Raw genomic sequence first — 18,764 nt, 5'->3', positions numbered from 1 at the left:
AGAAACGGAATAAATATATGCAGAGCTATAATGAATTACAGCATTTAAAATTACAGTTAACAAAATGGCTAGAAAATACAATTCAGGAAAAACAGGTTAATGAAAGTCAAATATGCATTTTTTTGTCCTATGGTCAAATTTCAAGTCGATGTCAGGTATGGAACAGCAGTGATGTGGAAAGTTCCAGGGTCATTAAGCGACTAATAAATTTTGTTGAAAAAACATTTGAAAAGAACAAAAACCTATTGGAAATAATCAAGCTTGATATTGCTTACCAGATTCAGAAACAGCCCTGGAAAAATGTGGTTTATGAAGTATCACACCAACAGCATAATAATCATTACCGAAAGGGTTTAAGTCTGGATGAAAATTTTGAAGTCGCATTTCTGGAACAGGAGGTGTATGGTCGGGCAATCATCAAGGGGCTAAAATACGATGAACCGAATTTTTTTGATGAGGCAAATTTTAATGCTGCCATTCAGAAAAAATATCCAAACATAAATAAAACCGTTGTACTGGATCCAATTGAGCATATTTGGACATTTGAAACCTATGCTGCAATCTATGAAGAGGGTCAATTTATTCCGCTACAAAGTGGTGGCTGTCAAAACGGGGTTCGTGAACTACAAGGCAATAAAAAAGAACATCTTAAACAACTGATTAAAAAAGATGCGGATTTCTTATATCGGCAGATCCATGACAATGGACGTTTTGTTTACGGTTATTTTCCTGCCTATGACCGAGAGCTAAAAGGCTATAACACCGTGCGTCACTGTACGTCTATCTACGCATTACTGGAAAGTTTTGAAGTGGAGGAGAATGACGAGTTTTGGTCCAAAATACATAGTTCCATACAATATGCAATTGATACGTTCTACAGGGAAAAACAAGGCAAAGTTGCCTTTATGATTGATGGGGAAAAGAATCAGGAAATTAAGTTGGGTGCAAATGCCGCAGCAATTTTAATGTTTAGCAAATATCAGGAATTGACCAATGACAAGAAATACCTGAAATATGCTGAAGCAATTGCCAATGGTATTTTGGAAATGGTTGATGCCGAGGGACAAACCACCCATGTATTGCATTATCCAAGTTATGAGTTAAAAGAAAAGTTTCGCATTGTCTATTATGATGGTGAGGCTGCACTTGCCTTACTTCGCCTTTACCAACTCAATCATGATAAAAAACTTTTGGCGACAGTAAAGTTAATGTTTGAGCATTTTATAACGAAAAAATATGATAAATATCATGACCATTGGTTAAGCTACTGCACCAACGAACTCACCAAAATATGTCCAGAAGAAAAATATTTTCAGTTTGGCCTAAATAATTATCTACAGCATATGGACTTTATAAAAAATAGAAAAACGGTCTACGCCACCTTTCTGGAAATGCTGATGTCAGCATATAAAATGGTAAATCGCCTGAAAGAGCAGGGATATGAAGAACTTTACCAGCAGGCCAAGTTTGAGAAGTTGGAAGAATTGATTGAACTACGCAGTGAGTTTCAGCGTAATGGTTTCTTCTATCCTGAAGTGGCAATGTATATGGCGCGGCCAGACAAAATCTTAAACGCTTTCTATGTGCGACATGACCGATTCAGAACCCGAATTGATGACCAGGAACATAACTTGTCGGGCTATATTGCTTATGTGAATTATTTTAATCATTCATAATATTAGAAGATAAATATGTTTTATATAAAATTTGATTCCGATCTAAATGTTTTAAGAGAATATAATGCAAAAGCAATATTGGAGCATGGTTACTGTTTTGAGTTAAGTTATATATTTGAGCAAGAATTACTCGAAGTTATTCAAAAGAGAAAAAAATATACAGATGAAATCTTATTTGGTCAGCCTGTTTATTTTAAGAATGAATTAACTTTTGAAAAATTGAATCTAAATCAATATCTTTATCTTATCAATAATTTTGCTTCCAGAAAGCTTATTCAGAATCTAGTCCATTTAGAATTATTGAGATTAAATGGAGAGAAAAAATCAATACATGAAGTATTGAAATTCTATCATCAGCTTGCACCTGAATATCTAAAACTATTTAATCCTGATACTTTCAGTCTTGGAGAAAAGAAAATATATCCATTTTCTTATCTTTGTATCAATCATATGGTTGAATTTATTGTTCAACTTACAGTAGACGATGAAAAAATTCTATTGGCTGGATACAGGGAGCAGGGTAGAAAGGGATATATGGTTGTTGGTGGAGATTTTATAGACCGTGAATATGATACTTTAATACCTTATCTAATTAAAAATGATATAGAAAATTTAAACATAGAAAATATTCAATTAAAAGAACCTGATATCAATCTTATGGGAGATACTTATTTTGGAGAAAAGTACACTGAAAGAAGAAAGAAGAGAAATGTTGAGGATGCCTTAACAAAATATGGCTATAGCTATTCATTTCTGGATATAGCTCCTTTTTTTAGGAAAGATGATTTTAATATTTTAAATTTTGAAGCTGTATTTAATATAAGGGATTTTTCTCCTCTGGACGGAAGAAAAGATTTTATCCTTGGTGCTCATTCGGGAAAAACTCGGAAAGAGCTAAAAAATAATCACATAGATGTGGTGTGCCTGGCAAATAACCATGCTTTAGACTATGGCGAAAATAGTTTTATAAGCACTCTGCATGACTTTATGGAAGATGATTTTGTTGTTTTAGGTGGAGGGGATGATCAGTATCAGGCAAATAAAATTCTAGAGCTTGAGTATGAAGGAAAAAAAATTGCTATTTTTAATGGTTATTGGAACAAAGTTAATGCCTATATCGATTATGAGTTTTATGCCTTAAATGAACGCGCAGGAATTAATATCTTAAATGGTGTAATGCTCTATCAAATTAAATTATATAAAAAATTAAACCCAGATCATACAATACTCTGCTTTTGCCATTGGGGGATTGATTTTAAACCTGTTCATCCTTATCAGGAACGCGTAGCAAAAAGATTGTTACAGGTGGGGGCAGATATTATCGTTGGGCATGGGCCACATACCATACAAAAAATAGAAAAATATCAGGAAAAATTTATCATTTATAGTGTAGGGAATGGTATTTTTAATAGTAATGGAGAGTATGAAAAGCAAAAGGCTTTACCCTATGGATTTTTAACAAGAATAAATATTCTGAATAAAGAGCTTCAGCTTTATCCAATTTTTACCAATAATTTAAAAACATTCTGGAAGCCAAGATTTGTCACAGAAGATGAATTTATACAACTCAAAGCCATTTATAAGGAAGATAGCTTTATAACAGATAAAGATGAACTTGGATTCTTCTTTAAACTACAATTATGAGGACTGAAAATATGTTAGTGGGAATTTTAAAACCAAATGATAAAATTATTGATACCGAAAAAGTGTTCATGACAGTGGCACAATGTCATGGTCATCAGAGTTTTGTTTTTACTGCAAAAAATGTTGATTTTACTCAACAAATAATACATGGAAAAACAATGCTAAAAGGGAAGCTTATAGAACAAACTTTTCCTTTTCCAGACATTATACAAAATCGGCTTCCTATTCATGAACAAGATGTGATGGCTTATGTAAAACTTGCCAAAGAAATTCCTTTTACGACCCATCACATTGAAACCAAGGTTGAACTTTATAAAAAAATGAAAGCTCATCCTCTCATGCAAAAATATGTAATTGAATCTCAATCTTGCCAAAGTTTTCAAGTTTTGATGGGCTTTATAAATAAATATCAATATGTTATATTGAAGCCTGCTTCAAGTAAGCAAGCGATTGGTATCTGTACCATCCAGTTAATAAATAAAAAATTTTGGGTTAAAGAACTTGATAAAATCTTAACATTAGACGAGTTTGAACTAGAACAACTGTTTGAACAAAAGAAAACAGAATATCACTTTTTTGTCAGTCCTTTTTTTCACAGTAAGACAAATAATAATTTATCGACTGTTTTTAGATTACACATGGTATTGGGAGAGCAAGGTGAATGGCATAAAATAAAGTTTTTCCCTTATGTAAACTTAAAAGATCATCAGGATATTGCAAATGGTATACAAGGTGCGCTTATTTCAACACGGGAAGAACTATTTTTAAAACAGTATTATCCAGATTTTTATGAAAGTATTTTAAAAAAAATAGATATTTTATTTCAGGATACCTCCCAATTTATGCTTGATCTTTATCAATGTTCAATAGATGCCGTAGGCTTGGATATTGGTATCGATCAGCAAGGTGAAATAAAAATATTTGAAATCAATGCTGGGCCTGGAGTCGGTTTTATGGCTTATCCTGTGGCAGAACAACAGATTCTATATTATGAATGGTTGCTGGAAAATACAGATAAAATAGGTGTCAATAATTTTCTACCAAAACGTTATCGTCATTATTATGATCAGGTATAAACATATTCTTTATATGAGAAATTTATATATGCTGTCTTCTTGTATAGGTGGCTCTACAGGGAAACGAGATATGGGTTTTAATGCTGAACAGGTTAAGACTATTCTGCATAATGCATCCTTGATAAAGTCAAAATTGGCAAAGCAATAGATTCATTAAAGTAGGTAACAATTAAAGTTTTAACCAGAATGAAGACATTTATAGACAATATAGCTATTAGCTGTTCAAATAAATGATAGCTTTTTTGTTATGTAGTGCCCGCATCAGTTGAAACATAGATAGGCCTCATCTCTTTAGCATGCAGTTCTTGACCACAACAATCACAGGTCAGCTTCGGTTGAGTGACATGACCACAGCTTTTATGCAAATAACGTAATTCCTGAAACTGCCTGTTCTCATTTTGCCAAATATTTCCCCACGTACTCATAGAGACAATAATTGGATAAAGCGCCAGCCCTTTTTCCGTCAATTTATATTCATAACGTTTTGGGGCTTCATGATAAAGCACTTTTTCAAAAATATTATTTTCAACCAGTCGATTAATACGCTCAGTTAATAAATGACGAGTAATACCTAACTGCTTTTGAAAATCATCAAAACGACGGGTTGCCATAAATGCATTACGGATGATCAACAAAGTCCAGCGATCACCAAAGATCGACAGGCTTCGCGCAATTGGGCAATTCATTTCGCCAAGTTCATGCCATTTCATCGCATACTCCATCAATTTATCTTTATAGGAAGACGACTGTCATTTTAGGACAATATTGGTCGTCACGTCATCAACTAGATTGACAACTTATTTGGGCCTAGCTATTTTAAATGCTATAAGTTCCTTTTTGGAACTTTATATTTTAAAAATGAATCCTTGAGGTGAGTTATGTCTATGTCTGCGGTGAAAGAAAAATCAAAGCAAAAAATGCCTGCATCATTTCCTGTGCGTCGTATGGATTATGAATTTCAGGATATGCCGAAGTATTGGTGTAATAATGAATCAACATTTACCCACTATTTTACGGGACTTTCTACACTTTTCCCTGAGGGAGAATCCTACTTTGTCCGTTCAGTTCGTGCATTGCGCGAGAACATCAAAAATAATCCACAACTCGATCGGGATATTGGTGCATTTATTGGACAGGAAGCCATGCATTCCAAGGAGCATCATGCTTTTCATGTGAGTGCCCAGCAATATGGTCTAGACCCTGAATCATTGGAAAAGGCAACAGGGATTATACTGAAAGCGATTGAACGTACTTTTCCAAAGAAATGGAATTTATTGGTTACGGTGGGACTGGAACATTACACCGCTGTGCTGGTGGTGGAAATGATGAAAAATGTCAATCAGTTAATGACGGATAAAACTATTCGTGATTTATGGTTATGGCATAGTGTTGAAGAAACAGAACATAAGGCTGTTGCCTATGATATGTATGAATATCTCTATGGCAGGGGATTGGATGCCTATATTCCCCGTGTCGCAATTTTTACCTTTAGTCTGGTCTTGATTACCCTGATTTCCAATACCTATCAGCTTGTATTAATGTCAAGGGATAGACAATTGCTCAATCTAAAATCCTGGGCTAAATTTGCTGGGTTTACGCTACAAGCCTATCGTAAATTAGTGCCTCAGTTTTTCTCCTATTATCGTTTTGATTTTCATCCCAATGATACAGATGAGTCTGAAATTGTGGCCCAGACAAAAGTCAAAATTGGTTTAGCTCCTGAACAATCAACTTTTATTCATTAAACATCTTAATACGTTTTATTCATCACATAGGAAAAATAGTATGAATCCATTAAATATGACGGGTTTGGAAATTATGCAGGCTTTTCAGAAAGGACTGGTACCTGCACCTGGGATTGCAAAAACCATGGGGATGGAGGCTGGTGAGGTTGAATATGGCCGTGTTGTATTTATTGCGACTGCTGATGAACGTCATACCAATCCGCTGGGTGGTGTACATGGTGGTTTCGCCGCTACTGTACTTGATTCCGTGACAGGGTGTGCCACCCATACCGTATTGGCTGCGGGTGAGGGGTATGGAACAACCGATCTTGCAATTAAAATGTGCCGTCCTATGCCATTTAATAAAAAACTAATTGCGGAAGGAAAGGTCATCAATATTGGTAAAAATTTAGTGATTTCGGAGGGCTATCTCCGTGATGAGGATGGGAAGCTGTATGCGCATGCGACAGCAACCAACATGATTATCCGTCGTTAAATCACCAAATATCTGTATGATGGGCTTGATCAGTAATTGGCTGATGGACTGTTATACAGATCAATGAATAAAAAGATGGGAATATAAAAATGAGTTCAGTTGTTTTACATCAATGGGAAATTTCACCTTTCTGCCAAAAAGTGGCAAGGATGCTGCAATTTAAGGAAATTCCTTATCAAACCGTGAACTATAACGGTGTATTGGGAGCAAAGGTTCCCATGCTTAGTAAGGCTGGAAAGGTTCCTGTACTGGATATTGATGGTAAACGCATTCAGGACAGTACCCGTATTGCACGTTATCTTGATGAGGCCTATCCAGATTTACCTCTTTTATATCCAAGCGATCCCATGCAAAAGGCCTATGTCGAACTTTGGGAAGACTGGGCCGATGAGTTGCTCTATTTTTACGAGATTCATTTTCGGGTCAGTGATGCTGATGCTCTCGATCATGCCGTTGCCATCAGTGCTGAAGGCCGTCCCAAGCATGAGCTTATTTTGATGAAGCCATTGCTGAAATCAGCCCTGACCTTGCAACTTAAAATGCAGGGTACGGGACGTATGGCAAAGGCAGATATTGAGGCTGAGTTTATTCGTCATCTGGAACGTATTGAACTGGTATTGGGACAAACAGGCTGGCTGGTTGGCGAAAGCAAAACACTAGCGGATATCGCAGTGGGTTCACAGCTTTTAGAAATTGTAAGAACCAGCAAGGTGTGGGGTGCGAAAATTCAGAGTTATCCCCATATTGCCCAATGGATCAGTTTATTATGAATACGTCTGCGCTAAGCTCGACAGCTCCTGAAAAGGTTGCTTGTGTTGTGGTGGTGGGCGTGGGCGCTGAACAGGGAATTGGTGCGGCAGTCTGTCGGCGTTTTGCCCAGGAAAAATTAAAGGTATATGTGGTCGGACGTACCTTAAAGAAAGTCGAGACTGTGGCCGCGGCAATCAATGCCAAGGGTGGCCAGGCTGTAGCCTATGGGCTGGATGCCGAAGATGAACAGCAGGTTCAGGAACTGTTTGACTGTATTTCCCATCAACAGGAACAGCTTTTTGCGGTTATCCATAATGTGGGCGGCAATATTCCCTCCATATTCTTGCAGACCTCTCTCCAGTTCTTTAACCAGATGTGGCGTTCGACTTTTTTATCTGCCGTTTTGGTATCTCAAGGCAGCTTGAAAATCTTCCAGCGGCAACAGCAGGGAACTTTGATTTTTACGGGTGCAAGTGCCTCGTTGCGTGGTAAACCTTTTTTTGCCGCATTTACCATGGGAAAATCAGCATTGCGGGCTTATGCACTTAATCTTGCGCAACGATGTCGACCTCAAAATATCCATGTTGCCCATGTGGTTGTGGATGGAATGGTAGATGGTGACCGTGTAAACAAGGCTTTATTAGGATTGGGGCGTTTAGTCAGGCTAACACGTGGCGGCGGTGGCTTAAATATTGAGGCGATTGCCGAGAATTATTGGATGCTTTATCAACAAAGCCGTGATTTATGGACACATGAACTGGACTTACGTCCTTATCAGGAGAACTTCTAATATGAATCGCCTGATTCCTCAGTTATTTAGATCGAAACAGAAAATAAAGCGCTGTGTCGTCGTTGTTGGAAATGACATAGATGAGCTTGGTCAGACATTTGTTGAGCAGGCGGAAAAAAGCAAAATGCATGTGTACCAGGTTGAGCATGACCCTGCACCGCAGAACATTCAGATTGAGCATTTAAATTCGGGTCTCACCAGGGTTCGCCTGAATTTAATTAATTATGCTGCTGTAAAAGATTTAATTAAACAGATTCATCATGCAGGTCACCTGATCGACCTATGTGTATTTCAGCCTGATTTTACAAGGTTACTTGAAAGTAATCCTTTATCAGCCCAACAGATAGAGTTGCAGTGGCAAAATACAGGTTTAAGCGCGGTTAGCATTTCACAAGCCATGATTCGGCAGATGCTTCGCAAAGGTAAAGGCACATTAATTTTTTTAGGTATGCAACAGAACCTGGCTGCCGAAAATGACCTGCTTAGCCAAAGTATGTTTGCCAGTATCCGCGCATTGGCCCAGTCCTTGGCAAGGGAGTTTCATCCAAAAGGGATTCATATTGCTTATTGTATGTTGCCATATTGGAAAAGTCAGAACCTTGAGTTGATGCACTCCATTCAACAGGTTTGCTGGCATGTTTATCAGCAACCAGCTTCTACCTGGACTCAGGAACTCAGTCTGTTTCAATAAGCAAATGGGCTGTTCAAATCTATTAACAAATAAATAAGAGCGTAAGTTAAATTTTTAAATAAAGCTTTTTTACATTCGTACTACGACTTATATACATGGCTCGCGGATTAAACTGCATCTCAATATGTGAAAATTATAAGAATTATTTGATTTTTCTAATTTTAGGTGGCGGTTGTGAAAAAAGTTCTTTTGTCTAGTGCTCTTGCGCTTGGTCTGCTGGGATGTACTTCAATGACAACAATGACTCCAGCCCAGTTTAATCAATTGACTCCGACTCAAATCCCGTTCTTTGGCTATTGGTCAGGCACAACGGGTACTGCCATTTCCACATTGAAGCTTGACCGTCAAGGCCGAGGCCAGCTTTGTATGGATAACCGTCAGGACTTGATGGGCTATAAGGTCAAGCTACTGAATAATGAACTTTATACCGATCAGGGTATTAAGTTTAAGGTAAAAGAATTAACTTCCCAAACCGCAGTTATGCAGATGAGCCTATTGGGTGTGGGGGCAACTTTCAACATGGGCAAGGATGATCAGCTCAAGCAGACCAGTGCACGTTGCCAGCAGGTTCTCAATCGATAATGAATTAAATTCCTTATAAAAGATTCCATTTGCGACATTAAAGAGAGTTGTTATGTTTTCTTCTTATATTCATGCATTTGCACTGTTTTTCTCATTGCTGAATCCTTTCCTGATGAGTGTCTATATGGTGGGGATGATCCGTAATACAGAAGTAAAGGTGTTTAATAAGGCTTTGATTCAGGGCAGCCTGATTGCCTTTGGTGTATTTGTCTTATTCGCATGGGGCGGGGAGAATATTTTTAGCCGTTACCTTAATGTACGTTTTGAGTCATTCCAGATTTTCGGTGGCCTGATCTTTCTAGTGATTGGCTACCGCTATGTGTTTCAGGGTGCTGAAACCATTGGTGAAATGCGTGGAGCACCTGAGCATTTGGCTGGAACCATTGCCATGCCGTTTATGATTGGGCCAGGCACCATCAGCGCAGCCGTTGTGACAGGGGTAACCGTGCCATTTACAGGTGCCATGGCAGTGATTGCGCTGACGCTTTTTTTGACCTGTAGCATCCTCATTCTCATGAAATATGGGCATGATCATCTACGTTATAAACATGCCAAATATATAGACCGTTACTTTGACATTGTCGGGCGCCTGTCTGCACTGCTGATTGGTACCATTGCCGTGGATATGATCGTCAATGGTGTGACAGGTCTGATTCGTTCGGCAAACCTCGGTTGATCCATGAATATCATTTTCAAATATGGAAAATATTTTTTATTAAAATAAACAATCCATATTTGAGGTGGAATTTTATAGAAATGCCTTAAATGTAATCATTCTGAAATAATAAATGAAACATCATCAAAAAGTTTGATGATGTTTTATGCGTTTATGCATATTTTTAAAAGGCTGAATCAACGATAATACTATAGTTGTATTCCCAATGAGTTCTCCCCATGTCTCGATTAGATCAATTGAACCACGCACCTGATGACCAGTCAGAACTAACCATGTCAGTTTTAATGACTCCTGATATGGCTAATTTTTCAGGCAATGTGCATGGTGGGGCAATTTTAAAGCTGCTTGACCAAGTGGCCTATGCCTGTGCAAGCCGTTATTCAGGCAGTTATGTTGTGACATTGTCGGTAGACAAGGTGAATTTTAAAGAGCCTATTTATGTGGGCGAACTGGTGACATTCCTTGCCAGTGTCAATCATGTTGGACGTACTTCAATGGAAGTGGGAATACGTGTGGAGGCACAGAATATCCAGAAACGTACCATTCGCCATACCAACACCTGTTATTTCACGATGGTTGCGGTTGATGAGGAACGTAAGCCGAAACAGGTTCCATCATTAAAGCTGGATACTGACTGGAAGCGTTGCCGTTTTGAAGCCGCGGAACAGCGTAAGGAGATGCGTCTACAGGAAGTCCATCAGCCCTCATGCAGCATTTTCAAGAAATCAACGCAGTGCTGATTGATAAAGATTAAAAAAAGCCTCCAATAAAAAAGATCGAACCGCAGCATGGCTCGATCTTTAACATTTGTAATGAAATAAATTTAAGTCATTACAAATGTTGGTCTAAAGGTCTGGAGGAACCTTAAGATCGGTTTAGTTGCTTGCTGGTGTAGATGCTGGAGCAGCTTCAGTCGCTGTTGCATCAGTCGTTGCAGCTTGAGTTTCAGGTTGTTCCTGGGTTGAAACAACAACTCTTTCTTCAGTTTCAGTTTTGGCTTCTTTGGTTGGAGCAGCAAATGTTGAAGCCGCAACAAGAGTAAGTGTTGTAGCAAGAAGTGTCTTAATAAGTTTCATGTTTGGCATCCTTATTTCGTTTAAAATAACAGCCTCAATATGGAATTCGATTTATCCAAACTCCTCATTTCGGCATGAAGTTCATGCTATGTGTCAAATCTATTTGCAGCAATATTCTTAACAATCTATTACGTTGTTCTTAACAATCTGAATCATTTTGGCCGTCTGTGTAATGTATTTGTAAAAACAATAGGTGATATTTCGATGTGAAATGTATGTAAATATGTTGGGTTGATTAAAAAATAATCTTGTGGTTTACGGATGAATAACATTCATCCTTTGTTTAAGAAATATCCATAATTGGATATTCCATTTAAAAATGAGCTTAAATGGAAAAAATTAAGATATTTTTGTGACTTGGTTTGTATTTTTAAAAATAATTGTGTTTTGTATTTATTTTGGGGTGAATCCCCATAAAATCTCTAAAGTTCCTTTTTGATGGGCAACTTTGCCGTTAGAATAAATCTTTTGCACCTGTCAGACACTGTGAAATTTATTGCACCTCAACCCGTTCCAACCCATATTATTTCTGGCTTTTTAGGGGCGGGTAAAACCACGCTACTACAACATTTACTGAGCCAAAAGCCTGAACATGAGGTGTGGGCGGTATTGATGAATGAATTTGGTCAAATCGGTGTTGACCAGCAATTGATTAGTCAACAACAGGGCTATGCTGTCAAAGAATTGCTGGGTGGTTGTTTATGCTGTAGTAGTCAACTGCCGATGCAAATTGCGCTTGCGCGTCTTTTAAGTGAAAGCAAACCAGACCGACTATTTATAGAACCCACAGGTTTAGGGCATCCTGCACAATTACTGGAACAACTGACAGAACCCCACTGGCAAAGCAGTCTGGCGATGCGTGCCTTGGTAGTGGTTGTGGATGGCAGCCGTTTGCATGACCATGATTGGGTACAGCAGAACTTATATACCGATCAGTTGAAAGCGGCACAAATCGTGGTCATCTCACATATTGATTTGATGAATGAGGCTGACCACCAAGCTTATCTGGCGTTAAAACTAGAATACCAGACCTATGTGCAACATTGGTTTGAGACTAAGCAGGGACAGGTCGAGCTTGAAAAAATTGATATTGCCCAACAACCTGTACAACGTAAAATTCAGCCCTTATTAAAGTTGCAAAAAACACAGGCCGCCGTTCAGGAACAGGAAATCAAGCAGCTTCCTTACCACTATGTTGAGACTGCCCAGGGATTTACGGTGGCAGGGTGGAAACTACCAAAGCGCTGGCAGTTTAATTTTTATGAGTTGTTAGACATGTTGTGTGCCCAGCAAGACTGGGTGCGTATCAAGGGAATTTTTAATACCGATCAGGGCTGGAAAAGCTTTAATTTTAATCCCCAACAGTTTAACTATAAGTCGGCGGAAGAAAGTATTGATAACCGAATAGAAATCATTACCCAAGTCCAGCAGGATTGGTTGGCATTTGAAATGCAGTTGTTGGCGTGTCGTATCAATAGAGATGGATAACCAGTTGGTCAAATTAGCTCATGTTGTCCTATAAAATAGAGTATGCTTAGCGCCAAATTTGAACACACTATATTTAAGAGCACCGTTTATGGCGTTAAAAGCAACAATATATAAGGCAGACCTGAATATTGCTAATATGGATGAGCATATCTATGCGGATTACCAGTTGACGCTGGCATTGCATCCATCAGAAACCATTGAACGTTTAATGGTGCGGATTCTAGCCTATGCGCGTTATGCGGCTGAGCAACTGGAATTCACCAAAGACCTGTTTGAAACCGATGAACCAGCCTTATGGCAGAAAGACCTGACGGGTTTGCTGGAAAAATGGATTGAAGTTGGGTGTCCATCGGAAGATAAAGTAAAGAAAGCTAGCGCGCGTTGCAAGAAAGTTGCCGTGATTGCCTATGGTTCGCAGGCAGATGACTGGTGGCAGAAAAATACCAAGATCAAGACACTCAGCAATGTCGAGGTTTGGCAACTGGCTCTGCAAACCACACAGGCACTTGAACAGTTGTGTGAACGTACCATGCAGTTGCAACTGAATATCATGGATGGTGAATGGACCTTGCTCAGTGACAAGGGACAGGTCGACATCCAGTGGCAACAATTGCAATAATGTTGAACTGAAAGAAATTTGGAGAGAGCGATGAGTGCGGAATTACAGATTATTGACTTGAAAGTGGGTGAGGGTAAGGAGGCCGTAAAAGGTGCCCTGATTACCACCCATTATACAGGCTGGTTGGAAGATGGAACCAAGTTTGACTCTTCAATAGACCGTGGTAATTATTTTGAAACCGTGATTGGCACTGGACGAGTGATCAAGGGCTGGGACCAGGGCATTATGGGGATGCGGGTTGGCGGCAAGCGTAAACTGATTGTTCCTGCACACTTGGCTTATGGTGAACGTAAGATGGGAAAAATTATTCCTGCCAATTCAAACCTGACCTTTGAAATTGAACTGTTTGATGTCAAGACACGCGACGAATAGACCGTTCGTTGTAGAAACAATAAAGTGGTTTAGGCTTGAATTTCTACTAAATCACTTTAAAATCAGCTATATAAAACACTATTAATAATTATATAATAACTTTTTGATTTTAAATGACTTTCTTTTTATCTGATTTTTTTCATAGTCTGGGAAAAAATGGTTGATTCTCTATACAGTCCTGTATATCTTTGAGTTCAAAGAGCAATTTCCCTGCAAATGACAATGTGCTGAATAAAAAATCATATTTTAAAATTTGGGAAATTTGCTTATAAGGTCACTATAGGGTTGTGCTTGGTCACGTATGATAGTTGCTTAAATATAAAAATGCTGTAATTGCCTCAGGCAAGCGATAAAAATTTGAATGAGTAGAGGTATGATATGAATGATTATTTGGATATCACTGCATCAGAGTTGTTAAAAGAGCTGGACCATTTTTTCCTGATTGATACGCATGATGGGGCGCAAACAGGATTTTGGGTCAATGAACAGGCGCTTATGGATCGGCATTACTGGATTGATGGCGATTATAAAGTTGAAATCGTAAGGGCCTTGCAACCTGCTCACCAGCATGCACCTCATAATTATAAGATTACCCGCCTGGCCTCATCTGAAGATGACCGCAATGTGGTGCTGCTGGAATATGATGGTATCCATAAAAAAATATTGACGTTCCGCCGTGGTGAGTGGGTCAACCGTTTATGTAAATATTTCTACCAGAAAGAGCGCTACTATTTACAGCAGTTATCGGAAAATCCAAATTTCCAAAGTATTGAATATTAATCTCTATAACGTTTTACACTCCTAACCTTATTAAAGGTTAGGAGTATGATTGTATTTCCATCATATCTATTGTTTTACGATAAATTTCATAATATATACTTTTAAGATTATTTTCAGTTTGCAAAATTATAAATACAATCCTTACTTCCAGCTGACACGCTAGAACGCTTATGATTTTGCCTAAATCCTAAGACCATTCATGCCTGCTTCGTCCCCAGCGACTTTCCTGTATCGAGACAATATCTCTATGACAACACGTTTAGTGTCTCCGACCTTAAAAACATTTTTGGGTCTTGTATTCGGTGTGGTTGCAACCACCACCATTTTTGCGGCAAATCCAAAAATTGATGCGACAACGTTAACCGTCATTGGTTACCATGAAATCACAGAACATAAAGATGCACTGATCCCAAGTTATGCGGTTACTGCACAGCAGTTTAGTCAACATATTGACTGGTTAAAGAATAATGGCTTCCATTTTATTAATGTGGATCAACTGATCAAGGCCCATCAAGGCCAGTATAAATTGCCTAGTAAACCTGTATTGCTGACGGTGGATGATGGCTATCAATCTTTCTATCAAAATGCCTATCCCGTAATTCGCGCCAAAAAAATCCCTGTGGTTTTGGCTGTGGTCGGTTCATGGCTGGAACCGAAAGAGAACCAGAATGTGGATTTTGGTGGGGAAAGCATCGCAAGGAACAAAATCTTGAGCTGGGACGAGCTTAAGGAGATGCAGAATAGTGGCTTGGTGGAGATTGCCAGCCATAGTTATCATTTGCATCAGGGGATTAATGCAAATCCACAGGGTAATCTGGAGCCTGCCGCCATTACCCGCATTTATGATACTAAAAGCAAAAGTTATGAAAATGATGCCGATTATCAGGCACGTGTCTATCAGGACCTAAAAAAGAACAATGACCTGTTAAAAGCACATGGTTTGCGTTCGCCGCGGGTGATGGTCTGGCCTTACGGTCGCTACAATATGCAGTTGGTCAAAACCGCCAAGCAACTGGGCATGCCGATCACCATTACCTTGGATGATGGGGCAGACCACGCCAAACAATCCATTCAGAATATGAGTCGTATCTTGATTCAGGGCAATATGTCAACCAGCGCGCTCGCGCAGGAAATCAAGAACCGTGAACTGAACCTCAACGATAATAATCGTCCGCAAAAAATCATGCATGTCGATTTAGACTATATCTATGATCCTGATCCGCAGCAGCAGGAACGTAATCTGGGACATTTACTGGATCGAATTAATGGTATGGGCGTAAACACTGTTTATCTACAGGCCTTTTCTGACCCCGATGCGAATGGTTCGGCAGATATGGTGTATTTCCCAAACCGTCATATCCCGATGCGTGCAGACCTGTTTAACCGTGTGGCCTGGCAAATTCAGACCAGAACACAGGTACAGCGTTTATATGCGTGGATGCCGTTACTGGCGTGGGAATTACCAAAAAAAGATCCTGTTGCAGATGAGCTGGTTGAAACCCAGCAGGCCAAATCAGGTGAACATTTAAATATGGGCTATATCCGTTTAAGTCCATTCTCGCCAGAAGCTCGGCAGACCATTAAGGAAATTTATCAGGACCTGGCGAAATCCACCCCATTTGATGGCCTGCTGTTCCATGATGATGTCACTTTGTCTGACTATGAAGATGCCAGCCCAGAAGCATTGGCGGCTTATGCAAAACAGGGTTTGCCAACCGACCTTGCCAAAATACGCAACAATGATGCTGACCTGCAAAAATGGACGGCCTTTAAAACTCGTTATCTGGATGATTTTGCAATGGACCTTGCAGGCGAGGTACGTCAATATCAGCCTTATCTAATGACTGCACGGAATCTATATGCACAGGTTGCGCTGAATCCATATGCGGAAAACTGGTATGCACAGTCTCTGGAGGAATCGCTTAACCGTTATGATTTCACCGCCATTATGGCGATGCCCTATATGGAACAGGTGAAAAATCCAGACAAGTTCTACACTGATATTTTAAATCGGGTCAAGAGATATCCGAACGGCATTAAGAAAACGGTGATGGAACTACAGGCAACCAACTGGCGCAATGACCAGAAAGTTCCCTCAGAGGAGATGGCGGCAACCATCAAGTCACTGTATGAACAAGGGGCAATGCATATTGCTTATTATCCAGATGACCCGATTCAGGATCATCCAGATGTAAAAACCATGCATAACGCATTTGGGCTAAAATCATCTCAGCTTGTCCCATAATGGAGTCATATCAATGAGTTGGATTGCTTTATTATGGTCGTCAGCCATTAAGTTTGTGTTCTATTATCCATTGTTCATGTCATATCTATGGATGATTGGGGCACTGATTTTTTACTGGAAAGAGCGTCAGGACCCACCTTACCAACAACCAGCCGCATTGCAACGCTATCCTAAAGTTGCGGTGCTGATTCCCTGCTTTAATGAGGGGGAGAATGCAGATGAAACCATTCGCCATGCCTTGCAACTGGACTATCCAGATTTTGAGGTGATTGCAATCAATGATGGCAGTTCCGACAACACGGGCGAGATGCTAGATCGTCTGGCAAGCCAGTATGAAAAATTGCGGGTGGTGCATTTGGCCCAGAATCAGGGTAAGGCGATGGGTTTGCAGGCAGGCAGCCTGATGACTGATGCTGAATTCCTAATTGGTATTGATGGTGATGCCTTGCTTGACCCACATGCCGCCAAGTGGATGATACGACATTTCCTTGAAGATTCGACTGTGGCGGCGGTAACGGGAAATCCACGTATCCGTACCCGTTCAACCCTGTTGGGGCGGATTCAGGTTGGGGAGTTTTCTTCAATTGTGGGCATGATTAAACGTGCCCAGCGCACCTTTGGACGCTTATTCACAGTATCAGGTGTGATTACCGCATTCCGTAAAAGTGCGGTGCATCAGGTCGATTACTGGTCTCCAAATATGTTGACTGAAGATATTGATATCACTTGGAAATTGCAGCGCGCAGGTTGGGATGTCCGTTTTGAACCAAATGCGTTGGTGTGGATTTTAATGCCAGAAACCATGAACGGTTTATGGAAACAGCGTTTACGCTGGGCGATGGGTGGGGCACAAGTACTGGTGAAGAATATTGACGTGTTCTTCAAGCCTAAGTTGAACTTTTTATGGCCGTTGATGCTGGAACTTTGTTTGACATTAGTCTGGTCATACTTGATGTTGATCATGGCGGTGATGTGGCTACTGCATTTTATTTTGCCAATTCCTGCACTCACTGTGGTCAGCTCGCCTTTCTTACCCTATGGCAGTGGAATTTTATTGGGCGCCACCTGTTTAATTCAGTTTGCTTTAAGCAAATGGATGGATAGTCGTTATGAACCAAGCTTAGGGAAAAATTATTATTGGATGATTTGGTACCCATTTGTATTTTGGTTAATCACGATTACTGCTACAATCGTCGCCTTTCCAAAAGTGCTGCTACGCAATGATGGAAAACGTGCCCGCTGGATCAGTCCTGATCGTGGTATTCGTTGAATCTAAAGATTCATTTTGCTGAGTAAAGAGCAATGAAAGCAAACAGTTTGATTATTGATTTACGTCGCCAGCTCCCATGGCATAAACGTTATGCATCAACAACAACGACAGCAATGATGTGGGCAGGCTGGTTGCTGCTATGGCGACCATTTATTCTGGTTTGGGTCTTGGTGGAAATTAAGAAAACCTACCTGGCGCAACGTCTGGTTGAAGCCTTTGGTGATGGCATTGAGCAGGGCGTAACGGCTTTGGTATTGTGTGCTGTTGCCTTGTTGCTATGGGGTTTTTTACCTGCAAAACGTGTGCATAAAACCCATGTGGTGGAAAAATCACTGCCTGATTATGCGCGCTATTTTGAATTGCCTGAACAGGAAATCCAGTTGGGGCGTCAGAACAAAGTCACCACCGTACACCACGATGAAAATGGTAAAATTATCCGTGTGGAATAATTTTATTGTTTGAGCCTGAAAATAATATTGAATGCCTTGGTTTTTTAATTAAGGCATTTTTTTATATTCCTAAATTTCAGGTATAAAAAAACCAGCATTAAGCTGGAATTTTTAGCACCATATTTCATTTGCTGAAAAATGGTGCCCGAGGCCAGACTCGAACTGGCACGCTTTGTGGGCGGGGGATTTTAAATCCCCTGTGTCTACCGATTTCACCACTCGGGCATGAGCGCAATAATAGAGGACACTTGAAAACTTGGCAAGAGTAAAACCACGTATTTGCTTTCTTTTCAGTCAATTCATGTATTTATCGGATAAAACCAAACTTGGACAAACTGTTTTCATGATTCTTTCATCAAA

The 18,764-nt window shown here is 39.7% G+C and carries 20 protein-coding genes and 1 tRNA gene; 18 read left to right on the top strand and 3 right to left on the bottom strand.

The window, feature by feature from the left end:
* The first annotated feature begins 17 nt into the window (after positions 1-17).
* From QTA56_RS11530 to QTA56_RS11520, 3 genes are read left to right on the top strand one after another with little or no spacing between them, the layout of a single operon-like run.
* Positions 18-1,676, top strand: coding sequence for a glycoside hydrolase family 88 protein (locus QTA56_RS11530; protein WP_267981083.1), 1,659 nt, complete (start codon positions 18-20; stop codon positions 1,674-1,676).
* A gap of 15 nt (positions 1,677-1,691) precedes the next feature.
* Positions 1,692-3,320 carry a CapA family protein gene (locus QTA56_RS11525; protein WP_267981082.1) on the top strand — a complete coding sequence of 543 codons (1,629 nt, stop codon included), beginning with the start codon at positions 1,692-1,694 and terminating at the stop codon, positions 3,318-3,320.
* Between the two features lie 11 nt (positions 3,321-3,331).
* A complete protein-coding gene (locus QTA56_RS11520; RefSeq protein ID WP_267981081.1) occupies positions 3,332-4,396 on the top strand; it encodes a YheC/YheD family protein in 1,065 nt (354 codons plus the stop codon).
* Between the two features lie 245 nt (positions 4,397-4,641).
* Here the strand turns inward: QTA56_RS11520 and QTA56_RS11515 are convergent, their stop codons facing one another.
* Complete coding sequence (locus QTA56_RS11515; protein ID WP_267981080.1) at positions 4,642-5,106, bottom strand: winged helix-turn-helix transcriptional regulator; 465 nt, start codon at positions 5,104-5,106, stop codon at positions 4,642-4,644.
* Between the two features lie 168 nt (positions 5,107-5,274).
* Between QTA56_RS11515 and QTA56_RS11510 the strand changes: the two genes are divergently transcribed.
* The 8 genes from QTA56_RS11510 to QTA56_RS11475 all read left to right on the top strand — a co-directional run bounded on the left by QTA56_RS11510 (position 5,275) and on the right by QTA56_RS11475 (position 10,845).
* Positions 5,275-6,141, top strand: coding sequence for a metal-dependent hydrolase (locus QTA56_RS11510; RefSeq protein ID WP_267981079.1), 867 nt, complete (start codon positions 5,275-5,277; stop codon positions 6,139-6,141).
* 40 nt (positions 6,142-6,181) lie between these two features.
* Positions 6,182-6,616, top strand: a complete 435-nt coding sequence (locus tag QTA56_RS11505; RefSeq protein WP_267981078.1) for a PaaI family thioesterase — start codon at positions 6,182-6,184, stop codon at positions 6,614-6,616.
* A gap of 89 nt (positions 6,617-6,705) precedes the next feature.
* Positions 6,706-7,386: a glutathione S-transferase family protein gene (locus QTA56_RS11500; RefSeq protein ID WP_267981077.1), complete on the top strand. Its 681-nt coding sequence runs from the start codon at positions 6,706-6,708 to the stop codon at positions 7,384-7,386.
* A complete protein-coding gene (locus QTA56_RS11495) occupies positions 7,383-8,156 on the top strand; it encodes an SDR family NAD(P)-dependent oxidoreductase (protein WP_267981076.1) in 774 nt (257 codons plus the stop codon). Before QTA56_RS11500 ends, QTA56_RS11495 begins: the two co-directional genes overlap by 4 nt.
* 1 nt (position 8,157) lies before the next feature.
* The gene (locus QTA56_RS11490) at positions 8,158-8,847 is read left to right on the top strand and encodes a Rossmann-fold NAD(P)-binding domain-containing protein (protein ID WP_267981075.1); all 690 of its coding nucleotides are present in this window, start codon (positions 8,158-8,160) and stop codon (positions 8,845-8,847) included.
* Between the two features lie 174 nt (positions 8,848-9,021).
* The gene (locus QTA56_RS11485) at positions 9,022-9,429 is read left to right on the top strand and encodes a J517_1871 family lipoprotein (RefSeq protein ID WP_353739500.1); all 408 of its coding nucleotides are present in this window, start codon (positions 9,022-9,024) and stop codon (positions 9,427-9,429) included.
* 52 nt (positions 9,430-9,481) lie between these two features.
* Positions 9,482-10,105 (top strand): MarC family protein, encoded by a 624-nt coding sequence (locus QTA56_RS11480; RefSeq protein WP_267981074.1) that lies wholly within the window; start codon positions 9,482-9,484, stop codon positions 10,103-10,105.
* A gap of 218 nt (positions 10,106-10,323) precedes the next feature.
* On the top strand, positions 10,324-10,845 hold the full coding sequence (locus tag QTA56_RS11475; protein ID WP_267981073.1) for an acyl-CoA thioesterase: 522 nt from the start codon (positions 10,324-10,326) through the stop codon (positions 10,843-10,845).
* A gap of 135 nt (positions 10,846-10,980) precedes the next feature.
* Here the strand turns inward: QTA56_RS11475 and QTA56_RS11470 are convergent, their stop codons facing one another.
* Positions 10,981-11,181, bottom strand: a complete 201-nt coding sequence (locus QTA56_RS11470) for a hypothetical protein (protein WP_267981072.1) — start codon at positions 11,179-11,181, stop codon at positions 10,981-10,983.
* A 486-nt stretch (positions 11,182-11,667) separates the two neighbouring features.
* Between QTA56_RS11470 and QTA56_RS11465 the strand changes: the two genes are divergently transcribed.
* The 7 genes from QTA56_RS11465 (at position 11,668) to pgaD (ending at position 18,404) form a co-directional block, all read left to right on the top strand.
* Positions 11,668-12,669 carry a CobW family GTP-binding protein gene (locus QTA56_RS11465; protein WP_267981071.1) on the top strand — a complete coding sequence of 334 codons (1,002 nt, stop codon included), beginning with the start codon at positions 11,668-11,670 and terminating at the stop codon, positions 12,667-12,669.
* Positions 12,670-12,757: 88 nt separating this feature from the next.
* A complete protein-coding gene (locus QTA56_RS11460; RefSeq protein ID WP_267981070.1) occupies positions 12,758-13,288 on the top strand; it encodes a YaeQ family protein in 531 nt (176 codons plus the stop codon).
* Between the two features lie 30 nt (positions 13,289-13,318).
* Positions 13,319-13,660 (top strand): FKBP-type peptidyl-prolyl cis-trans isomerase, encoded by a 342-nt coding sequence (locus tag QTA56_RS11455; RefSeq protein WP_004674912.1) that lies wholly within the window; start codon positions 13,319-13,321, stop codon positions 13,658-13,660.
* Between the two features lie 378 nt (positions 13,661-14,038).
* Positions 14,039-14,440: a hypothetical protein gene (locus QTA56_RS11450; protein WP_004760963.1), complete on the top strand. Its 402-nt coding sequence runs from the start codon at positions 14,039-14,041 to the stop codon at positions 14,438-14,440.
* 247 nt (positions 14,441-14,687) lie between these two features.
* Positions 14,688-16,685 (top strand): poly-beta-1,6-N-acetyl-D-glucosamine N-deacetylase PgaB, encoded by a 1,998-nt coding sequence (gene pgaB, locus QTA56_RS11445; RefSeq protein WP_267981093.1) that lies wholly within the window; start codon positions 14,688-14,690, stop codon positions 16,683-16,685.
* Between the two features lie 13 nt (positions 16,686-16,698).
* The gene (gene pgaC / locus QTA56_RS11440) at positions 16,699-17,955 is read left to right on the top strand and encodes a poly-beta-1,6-N-acetyl-D-glucosamine synthase (protein ID WP_267981069.1); all 1,257 of its coding nucleotides are present in this window, start codon (positions 16,699-16,701) and stop codon (positions 17,953-17,955) included.
* A 32-nt stretch (positions 17,956-17,987) separates the two neighbouring features.
* Positions 17,988-18,404, top strand: coding sequence for a poly-beta-1,6-N-acetyl-D-glucosamine biosynthesis protein PgaD (pgaD, locus tag QTA56_RS11435; protein WP_004760968.1), 417 nt, complete (start codon positions 17,988-17,990; stop codon positions 18,402-18,404).
* A 139-nt stretch (positions 18,405-18,543) separates the two neighbouring features.
* Here pgaD and QTA56_RS11430 read toward each other — a convergent pair.
* Positions 18,544-18,629, bottom strand: a tRNA-Leu gene (locus tag QTA56_RS11430).
* Positions 18,630-18,764 lie beyond the last annotated feature (135 nt).

Source organism: Acinetobacter thutiue, from assembly GCF_030385805.1.
GTDB lineage: Bacteria > Pseudomonadota > Gammaproteobacteria > Pseudomonadales > Moraxellaceae > Acinetobacter > Acinetobacter corruptisaponis.
The sequence above is the reverse complement of the archived record's forward strand: the minus strand, read 5'-3'. Positions and strand labels throughout refer to the sequence as shown.

Excerpts from the sequence above, each read along its gene's own strand:
- QTA56_RS11490 (WP_267981075.1), top strand. The coding sequence starts at position 8,158 with ATGAATCGCCTGATTCCTCAGTTATTTAGATCGAAACAGAAAATAAAG.
- QTA56_RS11525 (WP_267981082.1), top strand. The coding sequence starts at position 1,692 with ATGTTTTATATAAAATTTGATTCCGATCTAAATGTTTTAAGAGAATAT.
- QTA56_RS11520 (WP_267981081.1), top strand. The coding sequence starts at position 3,332 with ATGTTAGTGGGAATTTTAAAACCAAATGATAAAATTATTGATACCGAA.
- QTA56_RS11500 (WP_267981077.1), top strand. The coding sequence starts at position 6,706 with ATGAGTTCAGTTGTTTTACATCAATGGGAAATTTCACCTTTCTGCCAA.
- QTA56_RS11475 (WP_267981073.1), top strand. The coding sequence starts at position 10,324 with ATGTCTCGATTAGATCAATTGAACCACGCACCTGATGACCAGTCAGAA.
- QTA56_RS11480 (WP_267981074.1), top strand. The coding sequence starts at position 9,482 with ATGTTTTCTTCTTATATTCATGCATTTGCACTGTTTTTCTCATTGCTG.
- pgaD (WP_004760968.1), top strand. The coding sequence starts at position 17,988 with ATGAAAGCAAACAGTTTGATTATTGATTTACGTCGCCAGCTCCCATGG.
- QTA56_RS11470 (WP_267981072.1), bottom strand. The coding sequence starts at position 11,181 with ATGAAACTTATTAAGACACTTCTTGCTACAACACTTACTCTTGTTGCG.
- QTA56_RS11460 (WP_267981070.1), top strand. The coding sequence starts at position 12,758 with ATGGCGTTAAAAGCAACAATATATAAGGCAGACCTGAATATTGCTAAT.
- QTA56_RS11510 (WP_267981079.1), top strand. The coding sequence starts at position 5,275 with ATGTCTATGTCTGCGGTGAAAGAAAAATCAAAGCAAAAAATGCCTGCA.
- pgaC (WP_267981069.1), top strand. The coding sequence starts at position 16,699 with ATGAGTTGGATTGCTTTATTATGGTCGTCAGCCATTAAGTTTGTGTTC.
- QTA56_RS11450 (WP_004760963.1), top strand. The coding sequence starts at position 14,039 with ATGAATGATTATTTGGATATCACTGCATCAGAGTTGTTAAAAGAGCTG.
- pgaB (WP_267981093.1), top strand. The coding sequence starts at position 14,688 with ATGACAACACGTTTAGTGTCTCCGACCTTAAAAACATTTTTGGGTCTT.
- QTA56_RS11495 (WP_267981076.1), top strand. The coding sequence starts at position 7,383 with ATGAATACGTCTGCGCTAAGCTCGACAGCTCCTGAAAAGGTTGCTTGT.
- QTA56_RS11505 (WP_267981078.1), top strand. The coding sequence starts at position 6,182 with ATGAATCCATTAAATATGACGGGTTTGGAAATTATGCAGGCTTTTCAG.
- QTA56_RS11530 (WP_267981083.1), top strand. The coding sequence starts at position 18 with ATGCAGAGCTATAATGAATTACAGCATTTAAAATTACAGTTAACAAAA.
- QTA56_RS11515 (WP_267981080.1), bottom strand. The coding sequence starts at position 5,106 with ATGAAATGGCATGAACTTGGCGAAATGAATTGCCCAATTGCGCGAAGC.
- QTA56_RS11455 (WP_004674912.1), top strand. The coding sequence starts at position 13,319 with ATGAGTGCGGAATTACAGATTATTGACTTGAAAGTGGGTGAGGGTAAG.